Source organism: Kitasatospora sp. NPDC053057, assembly GCF_044546945.1.
Taxonomy (GTDB): domain Bacteria; phylum Actinomycetota; class Actinomycetes; order Streptomycetales; family Streptomycetaceae; genus Kitasatospora.
The window spans coordinates 64,184-89,570 of record NZ_JBITZP010000011.1 but is presented as its reverse complement, the minus strand read 5'-3'; the positions used below and the strand labels follow the sequence as shown (position 1 = coordinate 89,570).

Sequence of the window (25,387 nt, the reverse complement as noted above, 5' to 3'; positions counted from 1 at the left end):
CGGGCTCGGGGCGGGGTTCAGCGGGGTGACCGGTGCCGGGCAGCACGCGGGAAGACCGTGAGATGACGCGAAAGCGGACCCTTCGAGAGGCTCTGCGAGGGCTACTCGTCGTCGAGAGTTCCGACGCCCTGGTCGCCGCCGCACCGCCGGTCCCGCTCCGGGAGGTCTTCCGGCGCTTCTGGCCCTACACCAAGGGCGGCCGCCACTGGCTGGTGGTGCTGCTGCTCCTGGTCGCGGTGGGCCCGGCGATCGAGGCGGCGGAGATCTGGCTGTTCAAGATCGTGATCGACGACATGCTCATCCCGCACAGGCTGAGCCTGTTCCTGCCGGTCGCCCTCGCCTACGCCGGGCTGGCCCTGCTCTCCGGAACGCTGGGCTTCGCCCGCCGGGTGACCTCCACCTGGGTCAGCGAGCGCTTCCTGCTCATCCTCCGATCGGACGTGTTCCGGCACGTCCAGGGCCTATCACTGGGCTTCTTCGAGCGGCGGCAGCTCGGCGACGTGCTGTCCCGGGTGACCGGCGACGTCGACGCGGTCGAGACCTTCCTGCTCTCCGGAATCGTCAGCGCGATCGGCCAGGTGGCGCGGCTGGGCATCTACGTCGGCCTCCTGCTGGCGCTGCGCTGGGACCTGACACTGACCGCACTGGTCGCCGCGCCGCTCTTCTTCCTCACCGCCCGCCGCTTCGCCAAGCTGATCCGGGCGGCCTCGCGCGAACGCCGCCGGCGCGGCGGTTCGATCAGCGCGGTCACCGAGGAGGCGCTCGGCAACATCGCCCTCGTCCAGGCGTACAACCGCCAGGACTGGGAGCACGCCAGGTTCCAGCGCGAGAGCATCGGCCGGTACCACGCCGCGATGGCCTCGACCCGGATCGGAGCGCTCTACGGACCGACGGTCGAGTTCATCGAGCTGCTCGGCGGCCTGGCGGTGATGGGCCTCGGGACCTGGGAGCTGGTCCGTGGCCGGCTCACCCTCGGCGGCCTGATGGTCTTCCTCGCCCTGCTCAGCCGGCTCTACGGCCCGATCCGGGGCATGTCCGGGCTCGGCAACACCTTCTACGGCGCCTCCGCCGCAGCCGAGCGGATCATCGAACTGCTCGACCAGCGCCCGCAGGTCGGCGAACCCCCTGCCCCGCGGGCGATCGGCCGGGCCCACGGCGGGATCGAGTTCGACGACGTGACCTTCAGCTATCCGGAGGCGGCAACGCCCGCGCTGTCCGGCGTGTCCTTCAGGGTGGCGCCGGGAAAGACGCTGGCCCTGGTCGGTGCCAGCGGCGCGGGGAAGTCCACCATCGCCAAGCTGCTGCTCCGCTTCTACGACCCGACCGCCGGCGCGGTCCGGCTCGACGGTGTCGATCTGCGCGAGCTGTCGCTCACCGAGCTGCGCGAGAACATCGCCGTGGTCCTGCAGGAGACCCTGGTCTTCCACGGCACCGTCCGGGACAACATCGCGTACGGGCGCCCGGAGGCGACCGAGGCCGAGATCCTGGCGGCCGCCAGGGCGGCGGACGCCCACGGGTTCGTCAGCCTGCTGCCCGACGGCTACGACACCGTGGTCGGCCAGCGCGGACGGCTTCTCTCCGGCGGCCAGCGCCAGCGTCTGGCGATCGCCCGTGCGATGATCCGGGACGCGCCCGTCCTCGTCCTGGACGAACCCACCACTGGCCTGGACGCCGAGTCGGCCCGGCGGATCATGGGCCCGATGCGTGTGCTGATGGCCGGCCGCACGACGATCATCATCTCGCACAACCTGCTCACGGTCCGCGACGCCGACCAGATCGTCCTGCTCGAACAAGGCCTGCTCGCCGCCCGTGGCACCCACGAGGAACTCCTCGCCCGCAGCCCCGCCTACGTCGGCCTCCACCGGCTCCACCACCCACGGGCCGAGTCGGTGAAGATCGTCCCCTGAGCCCCCCGGCCCGCCGCGTCGACGGCCGCGCCACGCACCGACGGATAGCACGTCACGGGCGCTGCGGGCGCCATTCGAAGAGCAGGATGGTCGCGTCGTCCCGCAGGTGGTTGCGCTGGTGGTCGAGGATGGCGTGGATGAGCAGCCGCAGCACCTCGGCCGGGCGCTGGCCGGCGGCCGAGGAGCGGATGATGAAGTCGGCGAACTGGTCGAGGCCGAACTCCTCACCGTCCGTGTCGCGTGCCTCCACGACGCCGTCGGTGTACAGCAGGACGCGGTCGCCCGGTTCCAGTCTCGTCTCGTGGACCTGCCGGGCTCCCGGAACGAGTTGGCCGGCCAAGCCGATCGGGGGCTGCGGGGGGCTGTCCAGCGCTCCGTGGAGCACCCGCTCGGCACGGATCAGCAGCGGCGGTGGGTGACCGCAGTTGACCCAGTGCAGCACCCCGGTCTCCGCGTCGAGCCGGCACAGCACGCCGGTGCAGAAATGGTCGGGCAGCCACCGGGCGAGCGCCTGGTCGACGGAGCCGACGACATCGGCCGGGGCGCCGCCGGCGCGGCGGGCGTTGCGCGCCGCTGCCATGGCGACCGACGTGGTCAGGCCGGCGGTCAGATCGTGACCCATGGAGTCGAGGATCATGGTGTGCAGCACGTTCTTGACCACCGAGTGGTCGAAGGCGTCGCCGGCGACGTCGTAGGCCGGTTCCAGGACCGCGGTCGAGACGCACCTGGTGCTGCCGACGGTGTGGGGAGGCAGGAAGGCCCGCAGCATCTCGGCGGGCAACCCCATGGTCGTAGTGCGGGCGAGGGAGGCGAGCCAGTCGCTGTAGGTGCGTTTGGAGGTGATCAGCATGGCGACCAGATGGGCCAGCATCCGGCTGCGGCGCATCCGCACCCCGTCGAGCGCGGCAGTCCGCACCTGCAGCACGCCCAGCCGCTCCGCACCGTCGACCAGCGGCATCCAGACGATCACGCCGCCGTCGTCGGCTGCCACCTGCGGGGAGACCCTGCGGTACGCCCAGCCGGCCGGCGAGCGGTCCACCGGCAGCGGCTCCAAGGCCTCGTCGAGTGGGACGAGCAGCCGTTGTTGCAGGTCGACGAGGTAGATCAGCGCGGTGTCCAGGCCGAGGGCCGCAGCGCACCGGTTCGCCAGGACGGGCAGGTCGACCGGCAGGGCCGTCTGCGCCTCGATGATCAGCTCTTCCAGCCGAATCTCGTCGACGACGGTGTCGGGACCGCCGGACGCGTGCGGTGGATCCGACACGGGGATCACCCCTTCCGTGCTCAGTCTCACACCGATTCCGGCCTCTCTCACGTCAGGCACGACCGCGCCGGGTGCGGCCGACCACGGTCGGTGCCTCATGGGTAAGTGGTGTCGACGAGGGTGTCGAAGACCAGCCCGCTGGAGCCCTCACCGCGGCCGACGCCGCGTTGGGCGCCAAGCCAGACGGAAACGCGGCCGTCGTACCAGCGGGTGCGACTGTAGGCGAGGGCGAGCGTGGTTCCTGTCGGAGGCACTTCCTCCTCGTTGATGAAGTAGGGATTTCCCGCGTCGATGCCCTCCCTGAGCAGACTCGTGTGCGGCCGGACCGGTTTGCCGTCGATGACGCTGGCCAGACGGTTCCAGAGTCCGACGGTGGGGAACAGCCGCTGGTCGAGCGCGGCACGGAGGTTCTCGATACGGGTTGGCTCAGGCATCGGCTTTTCCTCGCAGGTTGGCGGTTGCGAGATCAGTGCTGATGGTGATCGGCCGCCGGGTCGCCGACATCACCGTCGCGGGCAGGAGTTGTGCGTAGGGGGTGGTATCCAGGTGCGCGGGCTCGACGGCGCGGATCTTGGCCAGGTCGAGGGTTTCGCCAACGGCATCGAGCAGGTCGTCGGCGCTCCAGTTGCCCGTCTGCTGCGGTGGGGTGACGAGAAGCATGGCCTGCGGCGGCTCCGCGTCCGGGCCGTTGTAGTGGAACGCGATCCCGGTGGTCTCCTGCCGTGCGGGGACGACTTCCGTCCATTCGTCGAGCAGGAGCCCGCAGTGCCGGTTGACGCCCAGCATCGGCTCGGGAGCGTAGTGCGCCGTGAAGAGCACCCGGTCCTCCTTGATCTCGGTGCCCGCCGCGAACTCCATGCCCAACCAGTGGTCGTTCCGGCGGTAGGGGAGTTGGACGGGCACCAGCTCGGGCTCCTCCCATCCGGGGAGGTCGCCGAGCAGGCCGCCCGGACCGCGCAAGGCGTCGGCGATGAGGACGGCCTGTTCCCACAGCCGTGGCTTCTCGCGCACGCGGGCGATGCCGTGCACCCGGAGCAGCACCGCACCCGCGCCTACAGCCTGCTGTTCTGGGCGGTCAACCTCGGCTACACCGCCGGGGTCCTGATCGGCGGGGCGCTGGTCGGCCTCGGCTTCGGCCTCAACGCCCTGGCCGCCTCACCCCTCGGCTACAGCGCCACCACCGTGATCTGGTCGCTCGGCGAGATCGCCTTCACCGGCGCCAGCGCGGCCACCGCCGTCGCCCTCGCCCCGCCCCACCTCCGCGGCCGCTACAGCGGCGTCTACGGCTTCGCCTGGTCCCTCGGCGGCCTGCCGGCCCCCGTCGCCGGCGCCTGGCTCCTCGACCACGGCTCCTCCGCCCTCTGGCTCACCTGCGCCTGCATCGGCCTCCTCGCCGCCGTCGGCCAACTCCTCCTCGGCCCCGCCGTCGCCCGCCGAACCGCGACCCCCGAACCCGCCCCGGCGTCCGCGGACTGACTTCCGTTCGCCCCGGTCGGCGTCACCGCTTCGCCAGGTGCCTCAGGGCCGACTCCGCCGCGTGGAAGCCGGCCATCCCGTGCACTCCGGCGCCCGGCGGGGTGGCGGCGGAGCACAGGTACACGCCGGGCACCCCGGTCGCGTACGGGTCCACGGCGGGGCGGGGGCGCAGGACGAGCTGGCGCACCGTGTTGGCTCCCCCGGTGATGTCGCCGCCGACCTGATTGGCGTTGTCCGCTCGCAACCGCGCCACCGTACGGACGTACCGTGCTCGGACCCGCGGCCGGAAGCCGGGGGCGAACCGCTCGATCTGGTCCAGGACCGGCTCGGTCGCGTCGCCCCGGTAGCCGTGCGGGACATGGGCGTACGCGTAGACCGGGTGGAGGTCCCCGGCCGAGCGGGACGGGTCGGCCAGGTACTGCTGACCGACCAGGACGAAGGGCCGGCGGGGCATCCTTCCGCGGAAGGTCGCCTCCTCGGCGGCGACCACCTCCTCGAACGTTCCGCCGAGATGGACGGTGCCCGCCGCCCGACAGTGCTCGTTGGTCCACGGGATGCCGCCCTCGACGGCCAGGTCCACCTTGAAGGCCGCGGGGCCGTACCGGTACCGGCGGTAGGCCCGGGCGGTCCGGCGCGGCAGCCGGTCACCCAGGATCCGGGCGGCGGCGTGCGGGCCGGTGTCCAGCAGGACGAGATCGGGCCGGTCGAGCTGGTCGAGGTCGACGACCTCCACTCCGGTCTCGACGGCGCCGCCGAGCCGCTCCAGCAGCCGCGCCATCGCGGTGGTGATCGCCCGCGAGCCGCCCTCCGCCACGGGCCACCCGTGGGCGTGGCCGACGGCGATCAGCATCAGGCCGATGGCGCTGCCGAACGGCGTGCGCAGCGAGCTGAACGCGTGGGCCGCCGCCCCGCCGAACAGCGCCCGGGCCTGCTCGCCGCTCCACCTCCGGGCGGTCCACGGGGCGGGCAGCAGGGCCTGGACGCCGAACTCGGCCAGGGCGAGCGGCGAAGAGGGCACGTGCGGCAGGGGACCGAGGACGTCGTCCGCGAGCCGGTCGAAGCGGCTCGACAGCCGGCCGAAAACGCGCCGCCACGCCCTGCCGTCCGCCGGCGGCAGGTGCTCGGCCGTCCGGTCCACGTCGCGCCACAACACCCCGGCCGCTCCCGAGTCCAGGGGGTGGGCCAGCTCCGCCTGGGCCCAGAGCCACCGCAGCCCGTACTCCTCCAGGCCGAGCGAGCGCAGGAACGGCGAGGCGACGCCGGTGGGGTGGAAGGCGGAGCAGTCGTCGTGGATCAGCCCCGGCAACGTCCGCTCACCGGACCGGGTGCCGCCGCCGATGGTCTCCCGTGCCTCCAGCACCCGTACCCGCACGCCCTCCTGGGCGAGGCGAATCGCGGCGGCGAGCCCGTTCGGCCCGCTGCCGACCACCACGGCCGTCGTCATACCGCCAGTCCCACCTCTCGCCGGAGTCACCGGGCGGCGAACGGGTCGGGCCACCCGACGCACTGGGCCAGCTTAGATACCGGTGTCCTCGGATCCGTGCGCCGATCCGCAGCGTCACGGCAGTTGGCGGGTGGCGGGGATCCCGGCGGCCCGGTTCAGCCGGCGGCCCGCGGCAGCCGGCGGACGGGCCGGACGGCGAGCAGGGCGAGGGCGCAGCCCAGGCCGACCACGGCCCCGAGGAACAGCAGCCGGTGCACGCCGACGAGGTCGCTGACCGGCCCGGCGAGCGCCTGGCCGAGCGGGACGGCCAGGATGGATCCGGCGATCTCGTACGCGGCGACCCGGTTGAGCTTGTCCTCCGGGATCTGGGTCTGGACGGAGGTCGCCCACTGGACGCCCCAGAACGCCCACCCGATGCCGCTGGCCAGGTAGCCGAGCATCAGCAGCGGCACCGGCGGCACCAGGGCGGCGGACAGCGGCATCAGCGGGAAGAGCAGCATCGCCACCGCCCCGCCGAACAGTGGACGGGCCGGGCGCAGCCGGATCGCGACCAGGCCGCCGAGCACGCAGCCGACGCCGAAGGAGCTCTCCGCCCAGCCGAAGGCGGCCTTGCCGTGGGCGTCGACGATGGAGACCGCGCCGACCGGGGTGATCGGGCCCCAGACCGAGACGCCGAGGACCCACCAGATCAGGATCACCGACCACAGCCAGGAGCGGGAGCGGAACGCCGTCCAGCCCTCCCGCAGGTTCTGCAGGGTGGAGGCGGTGCGGTCGGGCTCGACGTGCGGCAGCCGCAGGGCCGCCAGGCAGAGCCCGCTGACGACGAAGGTGGCCGCCGTCGCCGCGAAGACCGAGGCCGGGGAGACCGCGGCGACCAGGGTGCCGGCGATCGCCGGGCCGGCCATCGTGGCTACGCCCTGGCTGACCCGCAGCACGCCGTTGGCCTGCTGCGGGTCGGCCGCGACCTGGGGCACCAGGCTGGTCAGGCCCGGCTGGAACATCGCGGTGGCGAGCCCGCCGAGCACCGACCCGACGACCAGCAGCCACAGCGGCGGGTGGCCGAGCCAGAGGCAGACCGCGAGGCCGGCCTGGATCGCGCAGCGCAGCGCGTCCGCGGCGATCATCTGCGGCCGGGGTCGGAACCGGTCGGCGAACACCCCGCCGAACACCACGAACAGGGCGAACGCCCCCATCCAGGCGCCCAGCGCAACGCCGACGGCACCCACCCCGAAGCCGAGCGCGAGCATCGCCACGGTCGTCGCGACCGGGATCATGGTGTCGCCCAGCACCGCCACGGTGCGGGCGGTGAAGTAGAGCCCGAAGTTGCGGGTCCACAGACGGGCGGGCGGGGCGGGCGGCGCGGCGAGGGTCGCGGCCATGGGACTCCTTCGTCGGCAGGGCGTCGTGGCGGGGCTCAGTCGTCGCGGGGCTCAGTCGCAGACCTCAGCCGCGGCGGGGCTCGGTCGTGGCAGGGCTCAGAGGTCGAGCTCGACCCGGTAGGCGCGCAGCCATGCGTCGGTCTGCAGGGCGGTCTCCAGCGCGGCCCGGCCGACGCCCGCGACCAGGGCGTCCGCGCCGTCGCGGGCCACCGCGGCCCGGAGCGCGGGGGCGAGCAGCGGGGCGACCGGGCTGTCCGGATCCAGCGCGACCCGGGCCAGCCGCTCCCGCAGCACCCGGTCGTAGCGGGCGTCCCGCAGGTTGGGGTACGGCGTCTTGACCCGCATCGCCACCGCGTCCGGCAGCAGGTCCCTCATCGCGGCCCGCAGCAGGCTCTTCTCGCGGCCGTCGAACGCCTTCATCGCCCATGGGATGTTGAAGGCGTACTCGACCAGCCGGGCGTCGGCGAACGGCACCCGGATGTCGAGCCCGGCGGCGGTGCCGAGGCGGTCCAGCCGGTCGAACAGGACCCGGGTGTGGCGGGTGTGCGCCAGGTAGGTGACCTCGCGGTAGCGGGCCTCGACCGGGTCGTCGACCGCGTCGGCGGCGGCGATCTCGGCGACGGCGGCGCTGTGGCAGTCCCGCTCGTAACCGGCCAGGTCGAGTTTGCCGAGCAGTCCGGCGTCGAAGACGACGTCGGTGCCCAGGAAGCGCGGGCGGCCCTCCGCCACCCAGGGGAAGGTCGGTTCGGCGATCCACTCGGGCAGCCGGTTCCAGTTGTAGCCGCCGAAGACGTCGTCGCCGCACTCGCCGGACAGCGCGACCGCGGCGTGCCCGCGCGCCTCGCCGAACAGCAGCCGCAGCGAGGCGTACTGGTCGCCCTTGTTGATCGGGATGTCGTACGCGGCGAGCACCGAGGCCCGCAGCTCCGGGTCGAGCAGGTCCAGGCCGGCGAGCGGGATCTCGCGGTGCTCGGTGCCGGCGTGCTCGGCCATCAGCCGGGCGTAGCGGTGGTCCTCGTTGCCCTGCGCCGCGGCGCCGTCGGCGCCCGGCTCCTGGTCGTTGACGGCCAGCGAGCGGATCGGGCCGCGGCCCTGGCGGCGGGCGAGGGCGGCGGCCAGCGCGGTGAGCGAGCTGGAGTCGAGGCCGCCGGAGAGCAGCGAGCAGGGCAGCTCGTCGCCGTCCAGGTGCGGGGCGACCGCGGCCTCCAGGAGGGTGCGGACGGTGTCGACGGTGGTGTCCAGGTCGTCGGTGTGCGCGGCGACCCGCAGCTGCCAGTAGCGCCGTTCGGCCGTGCCCGCGCGGCCGACCCGCAGCAGCGCGCCGGGCAGGACCTCGCGCAGGCCCCGGAAGACCGCGTGGCCGGGCACCCGGGCGACGGACAGGATGTCGCGCAGGCCGTCGGCGTCGAGGGCCGGACGGAAGCCGGGGTGGGCGAGCACGGCCTTGGGCTCGGAGCCGAACAGCACGCCGTCCGGGGTGGGCGCGTAGAAGAGCGGCTTGACGCCCATCCGGTCGCGGACCAGCAGCAGTTCCTCGCGGCGCGGGTCCCAGAGGGCGAGCGCGTAGCCGCCCTCGATCCGGGTGACGAACTCCTCGCCCCAGGCCAGGTAGGCCTGGAGGACGGCCTCGGCGTCGCCGCCGGTGACCGCGCGGTGCCCGGCGGCGGTGAGCCGGTCGCGCAGCTGGCGCGGGTTGGTGAGGTGGCCGGCGAAGGAGAGCACGGCGTGCGGGCCGGTGTCGCCGGGGGCGGTCAGCGGCTGCGGGTGGGGGTCGCGGGCGGTGCGGCGGTGGCCGAGGGCGGCGTGCGCGGAGCTCCACAGGCCCTCGCCGTCCGGTCCGCGCCGGGCCAGTGCCGTGGTCATGGCCCGGATGACGTCCGACCCGTCAGACCCGTCAGACCCGTCAACGGTGTCGCGGGAGAAGTCGACCCAGCCGGCTATGGCGGACATGCGGTACTCCAGGGGGTGGGCGTTGACGGGTGGGAGGGGTCACGGGTGGCGCGCGCGCGGCCGGCGGCACCGGACGGGGCGCCGCCGGCCGGCGCGGCTACCGGCGTGGGTCCGGGAGGGAGTAGTCGCCGTGGATGTCGCAGGCCCACCACTGGGCGAGGGCGCGCATGCTTTCGCGGAGCACGGCCGAGGCGTGCCAGTGGAGTTCGGTCTCGATCAGCCCGGTCGCCATGGTCCAGCGATCGACCGTCGGGTCCTGGACCCACTCCCAGGGCGTGCGCCGCGAGACGTCGGCCAGGAACCCGGCGAGCTCCTGTTCGTCGAAGGCCGCGGAGGCGACGTTGAACACCGGCTGCGCGGGCGGGGCGGCCAGGACGGCGCGCAGCGCGTCGGCGAGGTCGCGGTGGTCCAGCACCTGGTGGCGGCCCGACGGGTTCAGGGCGAGCGGGCGCCGGGTCCAGGCCAGATTGACCCACCGCACCAGCGGGCTGTCCGCCGGCGCGTACGGGCCGACCGGATCGGCGAGCCGCAGCACCTGGACGGGGACGCCGTGGTCGGCGCCCCAGGCGCGGGCGGCCCGCTCCTCGCGCCACCAGGCCAGTGCCACCGGGTCGGCCGGGGCTTCGGCCGGCGCCTCCTCGGTGACGGTCCGTTCGCGGCTGCCGCGGTAGACGGCCGAGGAGCCGGCGTAGACCAGGCGCTCCACCCCGGCCTTGGCGGCGGCGGCGAGTACGTCGGCCAGCAGGCCGTCCTCCTCGGGGCGGCCCAGGTGCACCACGTGCCGGACGCCGTCGAGGTCCTCTGCGGACGGGCGCCCGGCCGGGTGCCGGGCCTCGTGCCCGGCGTCGGCGAGCAGCCGGGCCAGCTGCCGGGTGAAGGCCGGGTCGCCGCCGGTGACGGCCACCCGGGCGGTGGGCTCCGGGCGGGCCGTGCGGACGGCCGGGTCCGCACCGGCGCGCCGGCCTGCGGCGAGCGCGGTGAGCGCGAGGTCGCGCACCGCGGGGGCCATGGCGAGCAGTTCGGCCGCGGTGAACTCCTCGCACAGGCCGCCCGGCCCGAGGGTCTCCATGACGGCGGCGGCGAGCTGCGGGTCCGGCTCCGGTGCGTCGGCGGTGACGGTGCCGAGGGCGAAGGCGGTCAGCCACACGGCCCGGCCGGCGCCGTCCGGGAGTCCGGCCGCGGCGTCCGGGCCCGCGGCCCGGAGGGCGGCCAGGCAGGCGTCCAGCAGGCCGTCGCGGGCGAGGTGCCGCTCGGTCTCCAGGTACTCCCACTCGGTGCCCCTAAGGACCGCGCAGCGGGCGTCGCCGTACTGGTAGAAGGGCACCACCGGGAAGCGCGGGCACGGTCCGTCGGCGTCCGCCCGGCCCGCCTCGCCGGTGAACAGGGTGGCCTGACGGAAGCCGTGGTAGGTGTTGCCGGCCAGGCTGGGCAGGTCGTCGTGCTGCACCGTGCTGGGGGTGCAGAACCGCACCGGCATGCCGATCGCGTTCAGGTAGCGCTGCACCACCACGTCGTACGGCCAGCCGCCGCCGTGCTCCTGCTGGAAGGCGGCGTACCCGCGGGCCGCCTCGGCGGGCAGGATCAGCGCCTGGCAGGGCACGTGCTCCTGGAGGGTGTACGCCCAGGGCTCGCCGGTGAGCGCGGCGAGCCGGGCGACGGCACCGTTGCGTGCCTCCCAGCCCGCGTAGAGGGCGATCGCCTCGCCGGGGGCCGCCGCGGCGGCGCGTTCGGCGTGCTCGTAGAAGCCCTCGGCGAGCACCACGTCGTCCTGCAGCACCAGGTGGTGGGTGGCGTCGGGCGCCACGCAGGACCAGGAGAGCGGCGCCACCCGGAGGGCGGTCGGGCGGCCGTCCGGCTCGGGGTCCATGACCACGCGGACGCGGCCCCGGGGGTCGGCGTCGGCGAGCCGCCGGGCCTCCGCCGCGCGCTTGGGGTGGCTCATCACCGCGCCGCTCAGCCGTACCTGCGCCGGTTCGGTGCTGATATCCGGTTCGTTACTGGCATCCATCGGACTACCTCGCTGTGGGGGGTGGAGGATCGGTGCGGACGGGTCAGTCGGCGGCCTGGTCGGCGCCGGTGTTGCGGACCTTGCGCTCGTTCACGTTCAGGCCGTGGTCGGCCCCCTGCTCGCGCTCCAGCCGGATCATCGCCGCGGGACGGTAGTTGAGGATGTACGCCCGCCGCAGCCGGTCGCTGGTGTTCCCGCGGGAGTAGTGCAGGGTGCTGCCGGAGTGGGCGACGCCCTGCCCGGCCCGCACCGGCACGGGGGTCGCTCCGGGCTCGTCCTCCGAGCAGTCGCACTCGATGTTCTTGCCGTCGCTGGTGGGGCGGTGCGGGCGCAGCGGCCGGGTGTGCGAGCCCTTGACGTACCACATGCAGCCGTTGTCCGGCCCGGCGTCGTCGAGGGCGACCCAGATCGAGACGGCCCGGGTGTCCGGGAGGTCGATCCAGTAGGCGGCGTCCTGGTGCCAGGGGGTGGGCACCGCGGTGTGCGGCGCCTTGTGGATCAGCATGTCGAAGTCGAGCATCGCGTCGTCGCCGATCAGCGCGCGGGCGAGCGCCAGGCCCCGCCCGTGCAGCGGCAGGTCGAGGATCGGCGGGTGGAGCGCGGAGGGCCACATGATCTGGGTGATGTTCTCGACGCCGGCCTGGACGCCGTCCGCCCTCGGTGCGTGCGAGCCGAGGTCGGAGCGCTTGTCGCCGCTCTCGATCTCACCGGCGAGGAAGCGGTCGTAGATCTCCCGGTACGCCTCGGCCTCGTCCGCGGTGAGCAGGGTCCCGGCGAAGACGAATCCGTCCTCCCGGAATGCACTGACCAGGTCGAGGTGTGCGCTCACTGTCATGGCATGGTCCTTTCCCTTGTACGGTCCGGGTTGGTGGAATGCGCCGTGGCCGGGGCCGCGCGAGCATGGCGGAGCACGGCGGGCCGCATTCCGCCGTCGCATTTCGTATTCCGGTTCCGGTCCGGCTGTCGGACGGTATTCACACCGGGTGGCCCGGGGGCTTGGGTCAGCCCGCGTCGGCGATCCGCATCCGGTCGCGGCCCTCCGCACCGTGGCGGGCGGCGGCGTCCAGGACGGCCAGCATCCAGACGGACAGGTCGCAGTTGGCGCGGTCCGCGGCGTCCTCCCAGAGGCCGTGGCGGGCCTGGGTGACGGCGAGCCTGAGTTCGACGGAAAGGGGTCGCGCGCCCGCGCCCGGCGTCGTGGCGGCGCGGATCCGGCGGCGGAGTTCGTTGCGCGACCAGCCGCCCTGCTGGGCCCGGTCCAGCCAGTTGTCCTGCATCTCGGGATCCAGCGAGGCGACTTCGGCGTGGTGTTGCATGCTCAGGGCCGGCCGACGGCGCCCGGGCGGGAACTTCCGGGCGATCCAGGCGTAGTTCCGCAGCGTCTGGTAGTCGAGTGCGGTTTCGTCGATGGCCCTCCGGTAGCGCTCCGGATACCGGTCCTGGCCGTAGACGAGCCAGTCGCCGAGCCACCAGGTGACGGAATCCGCGGCGGCGCCGAGATCCTGCCCGATGCGCGTCCACACGTCGATCGGGAGTCTTGCCGGGAGGGCGAGCGAGGTCTGGTCCCGGGAGAGTTCGGAATTCCGCCCGGCGCGCCTGCCCACGATCCTCACACGATCCTGCCGATCCGCCCCTCGCATCCTTGCCTCCCCGTTGTTCAGCAACAGTCGATCATTCTGGGGAAGGGAACGGCGCCGCTTCAAGGTCTAGACCAGCCATCGAGAACCGCCACGCCCGGACGGCCCTGCCCTACGCCCCGTCCGCGGCCCTGCCCGCCGTCCCGCCGGCGGGACATGACCACGTCAGAAACCGCAGATCAGACGGGACGCGGTCCGCCCACCCCGGCGACTGGTACTCCCCCGCCGACGCGCCGCACCCCGCCTGCCGGGACATGGTCGCCTTCGACCTGGACCGGGAATGAGGTGTCTGACCGGGTTCAGAATGCGTCGTCGGGGATCTCGACCGTGGTGCGGTCCAGGCTCTCCAGGAGTTGGAACTGGGCCTCGGTCTTCGGGAGTTCGTAGCGGAAGAAGAAGCGGCAGGCGTGCCGCTTGCCCTCGTGGAAGGGCTCGTTGCCGTTCTCGGCGGCGAGGAGCTGTTCCAGCCAGAGCCAGGCGACGACGGTGTGGCCGACCGCTTCGAGGTAGACGCTGGCGTTGGCCAGAGCCGTTTCCGGGTCGCCGGTTCCCCACAGTCGCTTCGTGACCGAAACGATGCGCTGGACACCCTCGTCAAGCCGCTCCGCGTACTCGGCGGCGTCACCGCCGGTGGCCTTGGCGCGTGCGGTCGTCGCGGAGACGGTCTCGGCGAGCAGCCGCAGTCCCGCGCCGCCGTCCATGACGACCTTGCGGCCGAGGAGGTCCAGGCCGTGGATGCCGTGGGTGCCCTCGTGGATGGGGTTGAGCCGGTTGTCGCGGTAGAACTGCTCGACGTTGTACTCGCGGGTGTACCCGTAGCCGCCGTGCACCTGGATGGCGAGGCTGTTGGCCTCCAGGCACCACTGGGAGGGCCAGCTCTTGGCGATGGGCGTGAGGACGTCCAGCAGCAGCTTGGCGCGGGCCCGGTCCTCGGGCGAGGCGCCGGTGCGCTCCTCGTCGAGGAGCCGGCCGCAGTACAGCACCAGGGCCAACGCCCCTTCCGCGTAGGACTTCTGGGCCAGCAGCATGCGGCGGACGTCGGCGTGGGCGATGATCGGCACCTGCGGGCCGCCCGCGCTCTTGGCGGCGAGGGGGCGGCCCTGGGGGCGGGTGCGGGCGTAGTCGAGGGCGTGCAGGTAGCCGGTGTAGCCGAGTGCGGTGGCGCCGAGCCCGACGCCGATCCGGGCCTCGTTCATCATGTGGAACATGTACGCCAGGCCGCAGTGCGGCTCCCCGACGAGGTGCCCGATGGCGCCGGGTTCGCCGCCCGGCCGGTGAACGCCCTCGCCGAAGTTGAGCAGCGTGTTGGTGGTGCCCCGGAAGCCCATCTTGTGGTTGAGCCCGGCGAGCACGACGTCGTTGCGTTCGCCGAGCGAGCCGTCCGCGCCGACCAGCACCTTGGGCACGATGAACAGCGAGAGGCCCTTCACCCCGGGCGGCCCGCCGGGGATCCGGGCCAGCACCAGGTGGACGATGTTCTCGGACAGTTCGTGCTCGCCGCCGGAGATCCACATCTTGTTGCCGAACAGCCGGTAGGTGCCGTCGTCCTGCGGTTCGGCGCGGGTGCGGAGGTCGGCCAGCGAGGAGCCGGCCTGCGGCTCGGACAGGCACATGGTGCCGAAGAACCGGCCCTCCACCATGGGCCGGACGTAGGTGTCGATCTGCTCCGGACTGCCGTGCGCCAGCAGCAGGTTGGCGTTGCCGACGGTCAGGAACGGGTAGCCCGAGGTGCCGGGGTTGGCGGCCTGGAACCAGGCGAAGCACGCGTTGGCCACGACGCAGGGCAGCTGCGCGCCGCCGACCTCGTGGTCCATGGCGCTGCCGAGCAGGCCGGTGCCGGCGAAGACGGTCAGCGCCTCCCGGACCTCCGGGATCAGGTGGACCCGCTCGCCGTCGAAGCGCGGCTCCTCGGCGTCGTTCCGCTTGTTGTGCGGCGCGAAGTGCCGGGTGGCGACCTGCTCGCTCAGCTCCAGGGCGGCGTCGAAGGTCTCCCGCGAATGGTCGGCGTACCGCGGCCGCTTCGTCAGCGCGGGGACGTCCAGCCATTCGTACAGCAGGAAGTCGAGGTCGCGGCGGGAGAGCAGCAGGGAGGTCATGGGGCCTGGCCTTTCCCCTCAGTGCTGGCGCCTGAGGGCGATGACCGCCGCGCCGAGCACGCACGCGACGGCGGCGGTGATGTAGGCGAGATGGTAGCCGCCGAGTTGGTCCTCGCGGGTCCCGGCCACCAGGACCATCAGCGCCACGCCGATGCTGGCGCCGATCTGCTGGGTCACCACGTTCACCGCGCCGGCCACGCCCTGCTGCTCGGCCGGGACGCCGGTGAGCGCGGCGGAGGTCATCGAGGGGAAGTTCAGGCCCTGGCCGACGCCGCTGAGCACCAGGCCGGGCAGCACGTACGTCACATAGCCGCCCTCATGTGGGGTGGCCAGCCACAGGCCGGTGCCCACGCCGATCAGCACCAGGCCGACGGCCATCAGGGTGCGCGGGGTGTACCGGGCCAGCAGCCGTCCGGTGGCGAAGTTGGCGGTGAGGAACACGGCCAGGGACATCGGCACCAGCGAGAGTCCGGACTCGAACGGGGAGTAGTCCAGCATCCCCTGCAGGTACAGCGGCGCGAAGAAGAGCATCCCGACCGAGCCCATGTACTGGAGGAACGCGGCCAGGCTCGCGGACTGCACCGGGGCGAGCCGGAAGAGGCCGAGCGGCAGCACCGGGTCGGCGGTGCGGTGCTCGCGGACGACGAACAGCACCAGGAAGAGGGCCGCGGCGGAGAGCACGATCCAGGCCGTCGCGCCGCCGCTGCTCACGCCGACGACGAGCAGGGTGAGGCCGAGGGTGCCCGAGATCGCGCCGGGCAGGTCCAGCCGGCCGCTGTGCCCGGCGCCGTCGGGCAGTCCGATGCGGGTCACGGCCAGCACGGCGAGCCCCAGCAGCACCGAGAACCACAGCACCGAGCGCCAGCCGAAGAACTGGGTCAGGACGCCGCCCAGCAGCACCCCGCCGCTGAAGCTCGCGGCGCCGACGGCCGCGTAGACGCTGAACGCCCGGTTGCGCGCCGGACCGGCCGGGAACGCCTCGGAGAGCAGGGCCAGTGCGGCCGGCCCGGACAGGGCGGCGCCGATGCCCTGGACGGCGCGCGCGCCCAGCAGTACGCCGATGTTCGGTGCGACCGCGCCGACCAGCGCGGAGGCGGTGAAGACCGCGACGCCCACCTCGAACACCCGGCGCCGGCCGAGCACGTCGGCCAGTCGGCCGCCCACCAGCAGGAAGCCGGCGAAGGTGACGGCGTAGGCGGTCATGACCCACTGGAGTGTGGTGTCACCCAGGTCGAAGCGCGTGCCGACGGACGGCAGGGCGGCGTTGAGCACCCCGAGGCCGCTCACGTCCAGAGCGAGCGCCCCGGCGAGCACTCCGAGGGCCAGTCCCGGTCGGGTCAGCGGCGCGACCGCGGTGTCGGTCATACGAGCCCGCCCTCGCTGCCGCGACCGGTGCGGGTCCGGGCGGGGTGGTCGCCACGCCGTGCCGCACCGGCGGGCGTGACCACCCTGCGCTGCGGGAAGTGCCGACCGGCTAAGGAGCGGTCCGTACCGACTGACGCCGTCTCAAGGCTCGCAACTGGCATGTGGATCAGCTTGCCCGGGTGACTTGACCGCTGTCCACCCCGCCCCGCGCTCGCGGTGGGGCCGCCTGGTTCAACTGCCCGTCGTGTGCGGATCGTTCTTCTCCGCGTCCGCCAACTCGTGGCGCTGGTGCACCCGTTCGTCCGCCGAGCTCGCAAGCAGATCGAATCGGACACTTTGGCGATCGGATCCCGCCAGTGCCCCACCCATCCCTCGAACGACGCTTGTCTCGCCATTCACCAAGTGGCACTCTCATACCCACTGGTCGGTGAATACCTGGTGATCCGATGCACTTCGATTCGCGTTTTCATTGCGCTTGACACTATCGACCTCGACGCCCACCCACACCGAATCCCCCCTGCCCCGGCGGGGGTTTCCGTGATTCCCCCGTTCTCCGCCCAGGGGCGGATCGAGACAGCAGCGCCGCGGAATCCTCGGCAGGCGAACGTGCCGAAGGACCGATCGGCAGGAGCCGCACGCGTCGGCGAGAACTTCACAGTGGGCCGCTGACCCGCGATCACCCGAGCTGTCCTGACGCTCGTGCTCCGGGATTCCGAACGCGGCTGAATTCGGCCACCGCGGGCCGTCCATGCGCCGGGCCCCGGTCGGCAGTGAAGCTCCGCACCCCCCATTCCATCCGCCCTGCCCAGGGAGTCGCCATGCCCCAAGAACGCGCAGTGCGAGACATGTCCGCCGTCACGGAATTCCTGCTCTCCCGTGTTTCCGAGCTGTTGGCCGTGCCCGCGAACGCGGTGGACCGCCGGACGCCGATGCACCGGTACGGACTGGATTCCGCGAAGTCGGTGGCCCTCGCCGCGGCCCTGTCGGAGTTCGTCGGCCGGCCCGTCCCGGCCACCTGGCTGTGGCAGTACCCGAGCGTGGAGGAACTGGCCCGCGCGCTGGTCGACGGTCCGCGTGCCACCGAGCCCGCCCCGGACGGCGGCCGGCGCAGCGGCCGCCGTACGAGCGCGCACGAGCCCGTCGCGGTCGTCGGCATCGGCTGCCGCTTCCCCGGCGGACCGGACCCGGCCTCGTTCTGGCGGCTGCTGGTCGAGGGCGGCGACGCCGTCGGACCGGTGCCGGCCGCACGGCGCGAGCTGCTCAACGACCGGGTGCGCTGGGGCGGGTTCATCGACGGCATCGACCGCTTCGATCCGCTGTTCTTCGGTATCTCGCCCCGCGAGGCCGTCCAGATGGACCCCCAGCAGCGGCTGATCCTGGAGCTGTCCTGGGAGGCGCTGGAGGACGCGGGCATCGCGCCGCACAGCCTGGTCGGCAGCGACACCGGGGTGTTCATGGCCTCCTGCTGGGGCGACTACGCCGCGCTGGCCCACTACCGCGGCCCCGACAGCCAGATCACCCCGCACACCGCGACCGGCATGCACGACGGCATCATCGCCAACCGCGTCTCCTACCTGCTCGGCCTGCAGGGCCCCAGCATGGCCATCGACGCGGCCTGCGCCGGATCGCTGGTCTCGGTGCACGTGGGGTGCCAGTCGATCCAGCTGGGCGAGAGCGACCTGGTGCTCGCCGGCGGCGTGAACCTGAGCTTCGTCTCCGACTACTACACCGCCATGGATCAGATGGGCGCGCTCGCCCCGGACGGCCGCTGCAAGTCCTTCGACGCCCGCGCCAACGGCTACGTCCGCGGCGAGGGCGCCGGCGTCGTCGTGCTCGCCCCGCTGAGCACCGCCCTGGAGCGCGACCTGCCGGTCTACTGCCTGATCAAGGGCAGCTCCTCGAACAACGACGGCCTGAGCAACGGCATGACGGCGCCCAACCCCCAGGCGCAGGAGAAGATGCTGCGCACCGCGTACCGGCGGGCGGGCATCGCACCGCACCTGGTGGACTACATCGAGTGCCACGGCTCCGCGACGCCCCTCGGCGACCCGATCGAGGCCAACGCCATCGGCGCGGTGCTGGGCGGCGACCGGACGGAACCGCTGCGGCTCGGCTCGGTCAAGTCCAACGTCGGGCACCTGGAGGCGGCCGCCGGGATCGTCGGCCTCGTCAAGCTGGCGATGTCGATGCGCAACGGCGTGCTGCCGCCGAGCCTGCACTACAGCGCGCCGAACCCGCAGATCATGTTCGACGAGTACGACCTCACCGTCCAGGACCGGCTGACGCCGTGGCCGCGGCGCTCCGACGCCCGCCGGGGCGGCGTCAGCTCGTTCGGCTTCGGCGGTGCGATCTGCCACGTAGCGGTCGAGGAACTGCCCCGCCCAGAGGCCTCGTTGCTGCTGCTGGCCGCGGACTCCCGGGAGGAGCTGGCGGACCGCGCCCGGGCACTGCGCGACGAGAGCGACCTGCGCGCGTTGTGCGGCCGGACGCCCGGCGAGGGCGCGTTCCGGCTCGCGGCCACGGCCCGCGACATGGCCGAACTCCGGTCAAGCCTCGACGCCTTCGGCAGCGGTGCGAGGGCCGACGGGCTGAGCGTCGGGGAGGCGACAGGCGCTGAGCCCCGGGTGGCGTTCCTGTTCTCGGGCAACGGCTCCCAGTGGGTGGGCATGGGCCGGCAACTGCTCGCCGGTCTGCCCGTGTTCCGCCGGTCCATGATGAGGTCGGACCGGCGGATGCGGGAGCTGCTCGGCTTCTCGCTGGTCGACCAACTGCTCTCCCCCGACGGCCGGTTGGACGACATGGACGTCTTCCAGCCGCTGCTGTTCTCGCTCCAGGTCGCCCTGGCCGAGGCCTGGCGCTCGCTAGGGGTGGAGCCGGACGTCGTGGTGGGGCAGAGCGTCGGCGAGTTCGCCGCCGCCCACATCGCCGGTGCGCTCGACTTCGACGACGCCTCCCGGCTGGCCGCCCACCACGGCCGACTGCTCCAGCAACTGGCCGTGGGGCGCGGCGAGGGCATCGTGGTGATGACCGCCGCCGACGAGGTCACCCCGTACCTGACCGGCGGGCTCACCCTCTCCGGCCGCAACGGCCTGCGCTCCACGCTCGTCACCGGCCCCCCGCAGGAGATCGACGAGCTGGTCGGGCGGCTGACCGACGCGGGCGTCACCAACCACCGGGTGCGGATGGGCCACGCCCCGCACTCCCCGCTGGTCGACCACGTCCTCGCCCCGCTGAAGGTCGAACTCGACGGCATCCGGCCCCGGACCGCCCGCATCCCGATGATCTCGACCGTCACCGGCGAGGCCGTCGACGGCGCCGAACTCGGGCCGGACTACTGGGCGGACAACCTGCGCCGGGAGATCCGGATGGTCGACGCCCTGACCAGGCTGCGCGACCACGACGTCGACGCGGTGGTGGAACTCAGCCCGCACCCGCTGCTGCTGAAGTCGGCGTCGGAGATCCTCACCGCGACCACCCTGCCCTCGATGCGCCGCGGCGCCGACGAGGCCGCGACCCTGCTCGGCTCGCTCGGCGCCCTGTACACCGCCGGACTGCCCGTCGCCGCCCATCCGTTCCTGGCCGGCGACCGGGGGCGGCACGTAGCGCCGAGCCGCGCCGGGACGGCGGCCGACGAGCAGGTGCACCTAGTGCCCGTCACGGCCCGTACGGCGGAGGCGCTGGCCGACACCTGCCGGGAGCTGTCCAACCACGTCGAACGCGACCCCGGCCTGCGGGTCTCCGACCTCGCCTACACGCTCGCCGCCCGGCGCAGCCACCACGGCCACCGGATCGCGCTGTTCGCCCGCAACCGGCAGGACGTCCTGGACGGGCTCGCCCGGGTCGCCGCCGATCAGCCGCACCACGACGTCCTCACGGGTACGGTCTCCGGCAACGTCGACCGGCGGGTGGCGCTGGTGTTCTCCGGCGGCGGCACCCAGTGGGTCGGCATGGGCCGCGAACTGCTGCGCTCGCACGCCGGCTTCCGCAGCTGGATGCACGCCTGCGACGCGGCCGTGCGCGCGGCCGGCGGCTGTTCGGTGCTGGAGCAGCTCGCCGCCCCGGCCGACGAGGCCCGGTACGAGGAGATGGACTTCCAGCAGCCGGTGCTGTTCGCCCTGCAGGTCTCGCTGGCGAAGGTCTGGCTCGGCCTCGGCATCGAGCCGACCGCCGTGGTCGGGCACAGCCTGGGCGAGGTCGCGGCCGCCTGCGTCGCCGGTGCGCTGTCCCTGGAGGACGCCGCCCGGGTCGTGGTCGCCCGCTCGCACCTGCTGGAGCGCGAGGCCGCCGTGGGCGCCATGATCTCGGTCGACCTGCCGGAGGCCGAGCTGCTGCCGCGGCTCGCGCCGTACGCCGAGCACGCGGCCGTCGCCGTGGTCAACAGCCCCACCAGCGCGGCGGTCTCCGGCTCCCCCGAGGCGATCGACGCCCTGGAGGCCGAGCTCAAGCGGGACGGGATCTCCGTCCGGCGGATCCGGGTCGAACGGCCGGTGCACAGCCCGGGCATGGACCCGCTGATTCCGCCGCTGCGCGCGGCCCTCGACGGCATCACCCCGCTGTCGCCCGGCCTCGACTTCCACTCCACCGCGGTGTCCGGCGCGGTGAACCCCGTCGCCGACGCCGACTACTGGGTGCACAACCTGCGCAACCAGGTCCGGTTCGCCGAGACCATCGGCGCGCTGGTCGACCAGGGCGTCGGCACCTTCATCGAGATCGGCCCGCACGAGACGCTGCGCGGCGCGGTCGAGGAGATCGCCCTGACCCGCGGTGCCCGGGTGCACGCGATCAACTCCCTGCGGCGCGAGGAGAGCGACCTCCGTTGCCTGCTGGGCGCCGTCGCCTCGCTGTTCGTCCGGGGCCTGCCGCTGGCCTTCGACGGGCTGTTCGCCGACGACGTCGAGGTGGTGGAGACCCCGCTCGTCCAGTGGCAGCGGGAGCGCTACTGGATCGACACCGAGCTCCGCACCCCGGCCGTCGAAACCGTGGCCGCGCCCGTGTCCGTGGCCATGTCCGAGGCCCGGCCGGTGGAGCAGCAGCCGGCGGAGAGCCGGCCGGTGGCGGAGGTCGTCCTCGCCGAGCTCGCCGACGCGCTGGGCGTGCCGGTGGGCCGGTTCGACCCGAACGCCAGCCTGCTCGACTTCGGCCTCGACTCGATGCTGGCGATCCGGCTCGTCAACAAGCTGCAGTCGCTGTTCGGGCACCGGGTGTCGCCGGTGGTGTTCCTGGACGGCCGGGCGATCTCCGAGGTCGTCGGCCACTTCGTCGAGCTGACCGCCGGACCGGCCGCCGTGCCGGAGCCGGTGAAGCCCGTCCCGGTTCCGGTCACGTCCGTCTCGTCCGGCGCGTCCGGCGCGTCCGGCGCGTCCGGCGAGGCCGGCGAGGCCGGCGAGGCCGGCGAGGCCGGCGAGGCCGGCGAGGCCGGCGAGGCCGGCGAGGCCGGCGAGGCCGTACCGCCCCGGATGTTCCCGGCGGAACTGTCCGAACTGGACGCCGAGGAGCTGCTCGACGAGCTGCACGCCCGCGGCCTGCTGGAGGCCACCGACGCACCCGCGCTGGACCAGCTGCGCGCCGGGGGCCTCGGCCTCGAACTGGCGCCCGCCTCGCACGGCCAGGCCTCGCTGTGGTTCATGCAGATGGTCTCGCCGGACGCCGTGCCCTACAACTTCATGGTGACGGCCAGGATCCGGGCCACGGTCGACGAGAAGGCCCTGGACCGCGCCGTACGGGCCGTCATGACGCGCCACCCCGCGCTGCGCACACTCTTCGTGGAGGCCGGCGGCAGCCCGTACCAGGTGATCCTGGACGAGCCGGTGTACGAGTTCCTGGTGGTGGACGGCTCCGACCTGGACGACGAACAGGCCCGCGAGGAGCTGGCCCGGCACGGGCACCGGCCGCTGGACCTGGACAACGGGCCGCTGGTGCGGGTCGTCCTCCTGACGCGCGGACCGGCCGACCACTACCTGCTGGTGCTCGTCCACCACATCGCCTCGGACGCGGCCTCGGCCGACGTCATGATCCGCGAACTCCAGGAGTACTACGAGGGCGCCGACCCCGCCGCCGGCGCGCCCGTCGCCCCGTACACCGAGTTCGTCGCCTGGGAGCGGCAGTGGCTGGCGGGCCCCGCGGCCGACGCGGCGCTGGACTGGTGGTCGGAGAAGCTCGCCGATCCGCCCGCCCACCTCGACCTGTCCGCCAAGGAGCGGCCGCCGGGCGTCACCTACGAGGGCCGCGACCTGGCGTTCCGCTGGAGCGCCCAGGAGACCCGCCTGCTGCGGGAGTTCGCGGTGCGCGAGGGCGTGTCGATCAGCACCGTCGTCCTCGCCGGGTTCTTCGCCACGCTCAACCGGGCGGTCGGCACCGAGGATTCGGTGCTGGCCACCGCCATCGCCCAACGCGCCGAGCCGGGTTGGGAATCCGCCATCGGCTACTACCTCAACACCGTGCTGGTCCGGGCGAACCCCGCCGCCGACCGCACCTTCCGCGAACTGCTGCGCGAGGTCCACGCGTTCTCGCTCGGCCTGCTGGAGCACATGAACTACCCGCTCGACCTGCTGGCCTCCCAGCTGAAGCCGCCGCGCGCCGAGGGCCGCTCGCCGTGGTTCGACGTGGTGGTGAACTGGCTGTCCTCGGACGCCTTCCCCCGCTCCGTCAAGCTCTTCCACGGCGTCGGCACCACCCTCACGCCCGACGGCGCGCTGCCGCTGGAGCCGCTCCAAGTGCGCAGGCACCTCGCCAAGTTCGACCTGGAGATCTCGATGGCCGACATCGACGGCGAGGTGGCCGGCCACGTCCAGTTCAAACCGAGCTACCTGGAAAGGCCCACCGTGACCGCACTGCTCGCGCTGTACCGCAGCGTGCTGTTCGACTCGATCGCCCGACCCGACCTGCCCCTCGGCGACATCACGTCCGCCGGCCTGCCCGAGGGAACACCGCCCGACGGAACACTGACCGGGGGAACACTGCCCAAGGAGACCGACCGGTGACCGCGACCCTGCACTCCGAGTTCCTGGAGCAGGCCGTCAAGAGCCCCGACGCGACCGCGGTCTACTCCGACTCCGGCGTCCTGACCTACGGCGAACTGAACGAGCGCTCCCGGGTGCTGGCCGAGCAGCTGGCCGCCGCCGGCGCGGCGCCGGGCGTCCCGGTCGGCATCTGCGTCGAACGCACCCCCGACCTGCTGGTCGGCATCCTGGCGGCCCTGCGCGCCGGCGCCTGCTACCTGCCGCTGGACCCCGACTACCCCGCCGACCGGCTGACCTTCATGGTCCAGGACAGCGGCGCCCGTCTGCTGCTCACCACGCCCGCCTCCCGGGCCGCCTGCCCGCCCGGCCCGACGGTGGTCGTACTGGGGGAAACGGTGCGCACCGAGCCCGGCGCGCGGCCCGTGCCGGTGGTGCCCGAGGACACCGCGTACGTCATCTACACCTCCGGATCCACCGGCAAGCCCAAGGGCGTGGCCGTCCGGCACGGCGGCTGCACGGCGATGCTCGCCGAGCTGGACCGGGTCCTGGAGGGCTGCGACCTGAGCGGGGTCTCGGCGGCCAGCTCGGTCTGCTTCGACATGTCCGTGATGGAGATCTTCAACGCGCTCTGCCGCGGCGGCGCCGTCGTGCTGGTCGAGAGCGCGGTGCACCTGGCGGAGAGCCGGTACGCCGACCGGATCACCCACCTGAACGTCGTCCCGTCCGTCATGAACGGCCTGCTGGACGCCGGGGCCCTGCCGCCCAACGTGCGCTCGGTGGTGTTCGGCGGCGAGGCGCTGCGCCGCAAGCTGGTGGACCGGACGTACCGGGAGACCGGCGCCGAGCGGGTGTTCAACGCCTACGGCCCCACCGAGGGAACCGTGTTCTGCTCCTTCGGGCCGGTCCCCGCGGACGGGACCGGCGAGCCGACGATCGGCCCGCCGACGGCCACCGCCCGGGCCTACGTGCTCGACGAGCAGCTGCGGCAGCTCCCGGCCGGTGCGTCCGGCGAGCTCTACCTCGGCGGCGTCGGCCTCGCCCACGGCTACGTCAACCGGCCGGGCACCACGGCCGAACGCTTCCTTCCCGACCCCTTCCGCAGCGGCGAGCGGATGTACCGCACCGGGGACGTCGTCGAGTTCACCGACGGCGGCGAACTGCGCTTCCTCGGCCGCACCGACCACCAGGTCAAGCTGCGCGGCTACCGCATCGAGCTGGAGGAGGTCGAGGCCCGGCTGACCGGCTGCCCCGAGGTCCGGGAGGCCGCCGCCGTCGTCCGGGGCAACCGGCTGGTCGGCTACGTCGTGCCCGCGGGCGAGGGCGCCGAGCCGGACGGCCCCCGGCTGGACGCCGCGCTGCAGAGCGCCGTCACCGGCCGGCTCGCCGTCGAACTGCCCGACTACATGGTGCCCGCGACGCTCGTCCTGCTGCCCGCCCTGCCGCTCGGGCCGGGCGGCAAGCTCGACCGCAACGCGCTACCCGAGCCGCCGGCCGCCGGGACCGGTGGGACGCTGACGGCCGCCGGCACACCGACCGAGGTGGCCCTGTCGGAGATCTGGGGCCAGCTGCTGGGCCTCGAACCGTCGAGCATCGACGTGCAGTCCGCCTTCTACGACCTCGGCGGCGACTCGCTGCTGCTGGTCCGGCTGGCCCGGCTGATGACCCGGCGCTTCGAGCGCCGCGTCCGGGTGCCCGACCTCTTCAGCTTCCGCGACATCTCCTCCCTCGCCAGATGGCTCGACGACGAGAGCGGTGCCACCCCGGAGGTGGTGCGGTCGGCCCGTGAGCGCGCCGGCAACCGTCGCGCCGCACTGCGCGGCCGCGGCGGCGCCGGCCGCTGATCGCTGAGCCGCTGAGCCGCTGAGCCGCTGAGCCGCTGAGCCACCCTCACTCGACAACGGAGCA

At 73.4% G+C, this 25,387-nt stretch carries 15 protein-coding genes; 4 read left to right on the top strand and 11 right to left on the bottom strand.

What is annotated here, in order from left to right; all coding sequences use genetic code 11:
- Positions 1-62 precede the first annotated feature (62 nt).
- Entirely contained in the window at positions 63-1,907 is a 1,845-nt protein-coding gene (locus tag ACIG5E_RS14715; RefSeq protein ID WP_396533776.1) for an ABC transporter ATP-binding protein, read from the top strand.
- Between the two features lie 52 nt (positions 1,908-1,959).
- Here ACIG5E_RS14715 and ACIG5E_RS14710 read toward each other — a convergent pair whose 3' ends face one another.
- The 3 genes from ACIG5E_RS14710 to ACIG5E_RS14700 all read right to left on the bottom strand — a co-directional run bounded on the left by ACIG5E_RS14710 (position 1,960) and on the right by ACIG5E_RS14700 (position 4,197).
- Positions 1,960-3,177 carry a PP2C family protein-serine/threonine phosphatase gene (locus ACIG5E_RS14710; RefSeq protein ID WP_396533775.1) on the bottom strand — a complete coding sequence of 406 codons (1,218 nt, stop codon included), beginning with the start codon at positions 3,175-3,177 and terminating at the stop codon, positions 1,960-1,962.
- A gap of 86 nt (positions 3,178-3,263) precedes the next feature.
- Positions 3,264-3,602: a hypothetical protein gene (locus ACIG5E_RS14705; protein WP_396533774.1), complete on the bottom strand. Its 339-nt coding sequence runs from the start codon at positions 3,600-3,602 to the stop codon at positions 3,264-3,266.
- Positions 3,595-4,197, bottom strand: a complete 603-nt coding sequence (locus tag ACIG5E_RS14700) for a hypothetical protein (protein ID WP_396533773.1) — start codon at positions 4,195-4,197, stop codon at positions 3,595-3,597. Before ACIG5E_RS14700 ends, ACIG5E_RS14705 begins: the two co-directional genes overlap by 8 nt.
- On the opposite strand from ACIG5E_RS14700, the gene ACIG5E_RS14695 reads away from it, so the two are divergent.
- A complete protein-coding gene (locus ACIG5E_RS14695; protein WP_396533772.1) occupies positions 4,192-4,644 on the top strand; it encodes a hypothetical protein in 453 nt (150 codons plus the stop codon). The genes ACIG5E_RS14700 and ACIG5E_RS14695 overlap by 6 nt on opposite strands.
- A gap of 22 nt (positions 4,645-4,666) precedes the next feature.
- On the opposite strand, the gene ACIG5E_RS14690 is transcribed toward ACIG5E_RS14695, so the two are convergent.
- The 8 genes from ACIG5E_RS14690 to ACIG5E_RS14655 all read right to left on the bottom strand — a co-directional run bounded on the left by ACIG5E_RS14690 (position 4,667) and on the right by ACIG5E_RS14655 (position 16,523).
- The gene (locus ACIG5E_RS14690) at positions 4,667-6,088 is read right to left on the bottom strand and encodes a phytoene desaturase family protein (protein ID WP_396533771.1); all 1,422 of its coding nucleotides are present in this window, start codon (positions 6,086-6,088) and stop codon (positions 4,667-4,669) included.
- Between the two features lie 155 nt (positions 6,089-6,243).
- Complete coding sequence (locus ACIG5E_RS14685; protein ID WP_396533770.1) at positions 6,244-7,467, bottom strand: MFS transporter; 1,224 nt, start codon at positions 7,465-7,467, stop codon at positions 6,244-6,246.
- 96 nt (positions 7,468-7,563) lie between these two features.
- Positions 7,564-9,417 (bottom strand): asparagine synthase (glutamine-hydrolyzing), encoded by a 1,854-nt coding sequence (asnB, locus tag ACIG5E_RS14680; protein WP_396533769.1) that lies wholly within the window; start codon positions 9,415-9,417, stop codon positions 7,564-7,566.
- 97 nt (positions 9,418-9,514) lie between these two features.
- The gene (locus ACIG5E_RS14675; protein ID WP_396533768.1) at positions 9,515-11,425 is read right to left on the bottom strand and encodes an NAD-dependent epimerase/dehydratase family protein; all 1,911 of its coding nucleotides are present in this window, start codon (positions 11,423-11,425) and stop codon (positions 9,515-9,517) included.
- 43 nt (positions 11,426-11,468) lie between these two features.
- The gene (locus tag ACIG5E_RS14670) at positions 11,469-12,260 is read right to left on the bottom strand and encodes a phytanoyl-CoA dioxygenase family protein (protein ID WP_396533767.1); all 792 of its coding nucleotides are present in this window, start codon (positions 12,258-12,260) and stop codon (positions 11,469-11,471) included.
- A 166-nt stretch (positions 12,261-12,426) separates the two neighbouring features.
- A complete protein-coding gene (locus ACIG5E_RS14665) occupies positions 12,427-13,029 on the bottom strand; it encodes an LmbU family transcriptional regulator (RefSeq protein WP_396533766.1) in 603 nt (200 codons plus the stop codon).
- Between the two features lie 332 nt (positions 13,030-13,361).
- A complete protein-coding gene (locus ACIG5E_RS14660) occupies positions 13,362-15,158 on the bottom strand; it encodes an acyl-CoA dehydrogenase (RefSeq protein WP_396533765.1) in 1,797 nt (598 codons plus the stop codon).
- Positions 15,159-15,176: 18 nt separating this feature from the next.
- Positions 15,177-16,523: an MFS transporter gene (locus ACIG5E_RS14655; protein ID WP_396533764.1), complete on the bottom strand. Its 1,347-nt coding sequence runs from the start codon at positions 16,521-16,523 to the stop codon at positions 15,177-15,179.
- 845 nt (positions 16,524-17,368) lie between these two features.
- Here ACIG5E_RS14655 and ACIG5E_RS14650 point away from each other — a divergent pair.
- Both ACIG5E_RS14650 and ACIG5E_RS14645 read left to right on the top strand, forming a co-directional pair.
- A complete protein-coding gene (locus tag ACIG5E_RS14650) occupies positions 17,369-23,503 on the top strand; it encodes an acyltransferase domain-containing protein (RefSeq protein WP_396533763.1) in 6,135 nt (2,044 codons plus the stop codon).
- Positions 23,500-25,323: an amino acid adenylation domain-containing protein gene (locus ACIG5E_RS14645; protein ID WP_396533762.1), complete on the top strand. Its 1,824-nt coding sequence runs from the start codon at positions 23,500-23,502 to the stop codon at positions 25,321-25,323. The genes ACIG5E_RS14650 and ACIG5E_RS14645 overlap by 4 nt, the downstream gene beginning before the upstream one ends.
- The last annotated feature ends 64 nt before the right edge of the window (positions 25,324-25,387 follow it).

Bases quoted from the DNA above. Each gene is read 5' to 3' on its own strand.
- ACIG5E_RS14660 (WP_396533765.1), bottom strand. From the start codon at position 15,158: ATGACCTCCCTGCTGCTCTCCCGCCGCGACCTCGACTTCCTGCTGTAC.
- ACIG5E_RS14685 (WP_396533770.1), bottom strand. From the start codon at position 7,467: ATGGCCGCGACCCTCGCCGCGCCGCCCGCCCCGCCCGCCCGTCTGTGG.
- ACIG5E_RS14650 (WP_396533763.1), top strand. From the start codon at position 17,369: ATGTCCGCCGTCACGGAATTCCTGCTCTCCCGTGTTTCCGAGCTGTTG.
- ACIG5E_RS14655 (WP_396533764.1), bottom strand. From the start codon at position 16,523: ATGACCGACACCGCGGTCGCGCCGCTGACCCGACCGGGACTGGCCCTC.
- ACIG5E_RS14715 (WP_396533776.1), top strand. From the start codon at position 63: ATGACGCGAAAGCGGACCCTTCGAGAGGCTCTGCGAGGGCTACTCGTC.
- ACIG5E_RS14670 (WP_396533767.1), bottom strand. From the start codon at position 12,260: ATGACAGTGAGCGCACACCTCGACCTGGTCAGTGCATTCCGGGAGGAC.
- ACIG5E_RS14690 (WP_396533771.1), bottom strand. From the start codon at position 6,088: ATGACGACGGCCGTGGTGGTCGGCAGCGGGCCGAACGGGCTCGCCGCC.
- ACIG5E_RS14705 (WP_396533774.1), bottom strand. From the start codon at position 3,602: ATGCCTGAGCCAACCCGTATCGAGAACCTCCGTGCCGCGCTCGACCAG.
- asnB (WP_396533769.1), bottom strand. From the start codon at position 9,417: ATGTCCGCCATAGCCGGCTGGGTCGACTTCTCCCGCGACACCGTTGAC.
- ACIG5E_RS14675 (WP_396533768.1), bottom strand. From the start codon at position 11,425: ATGGATGCCAGTAACGAACCGGATATCAGCACCGAACCGGCGCAGGTA.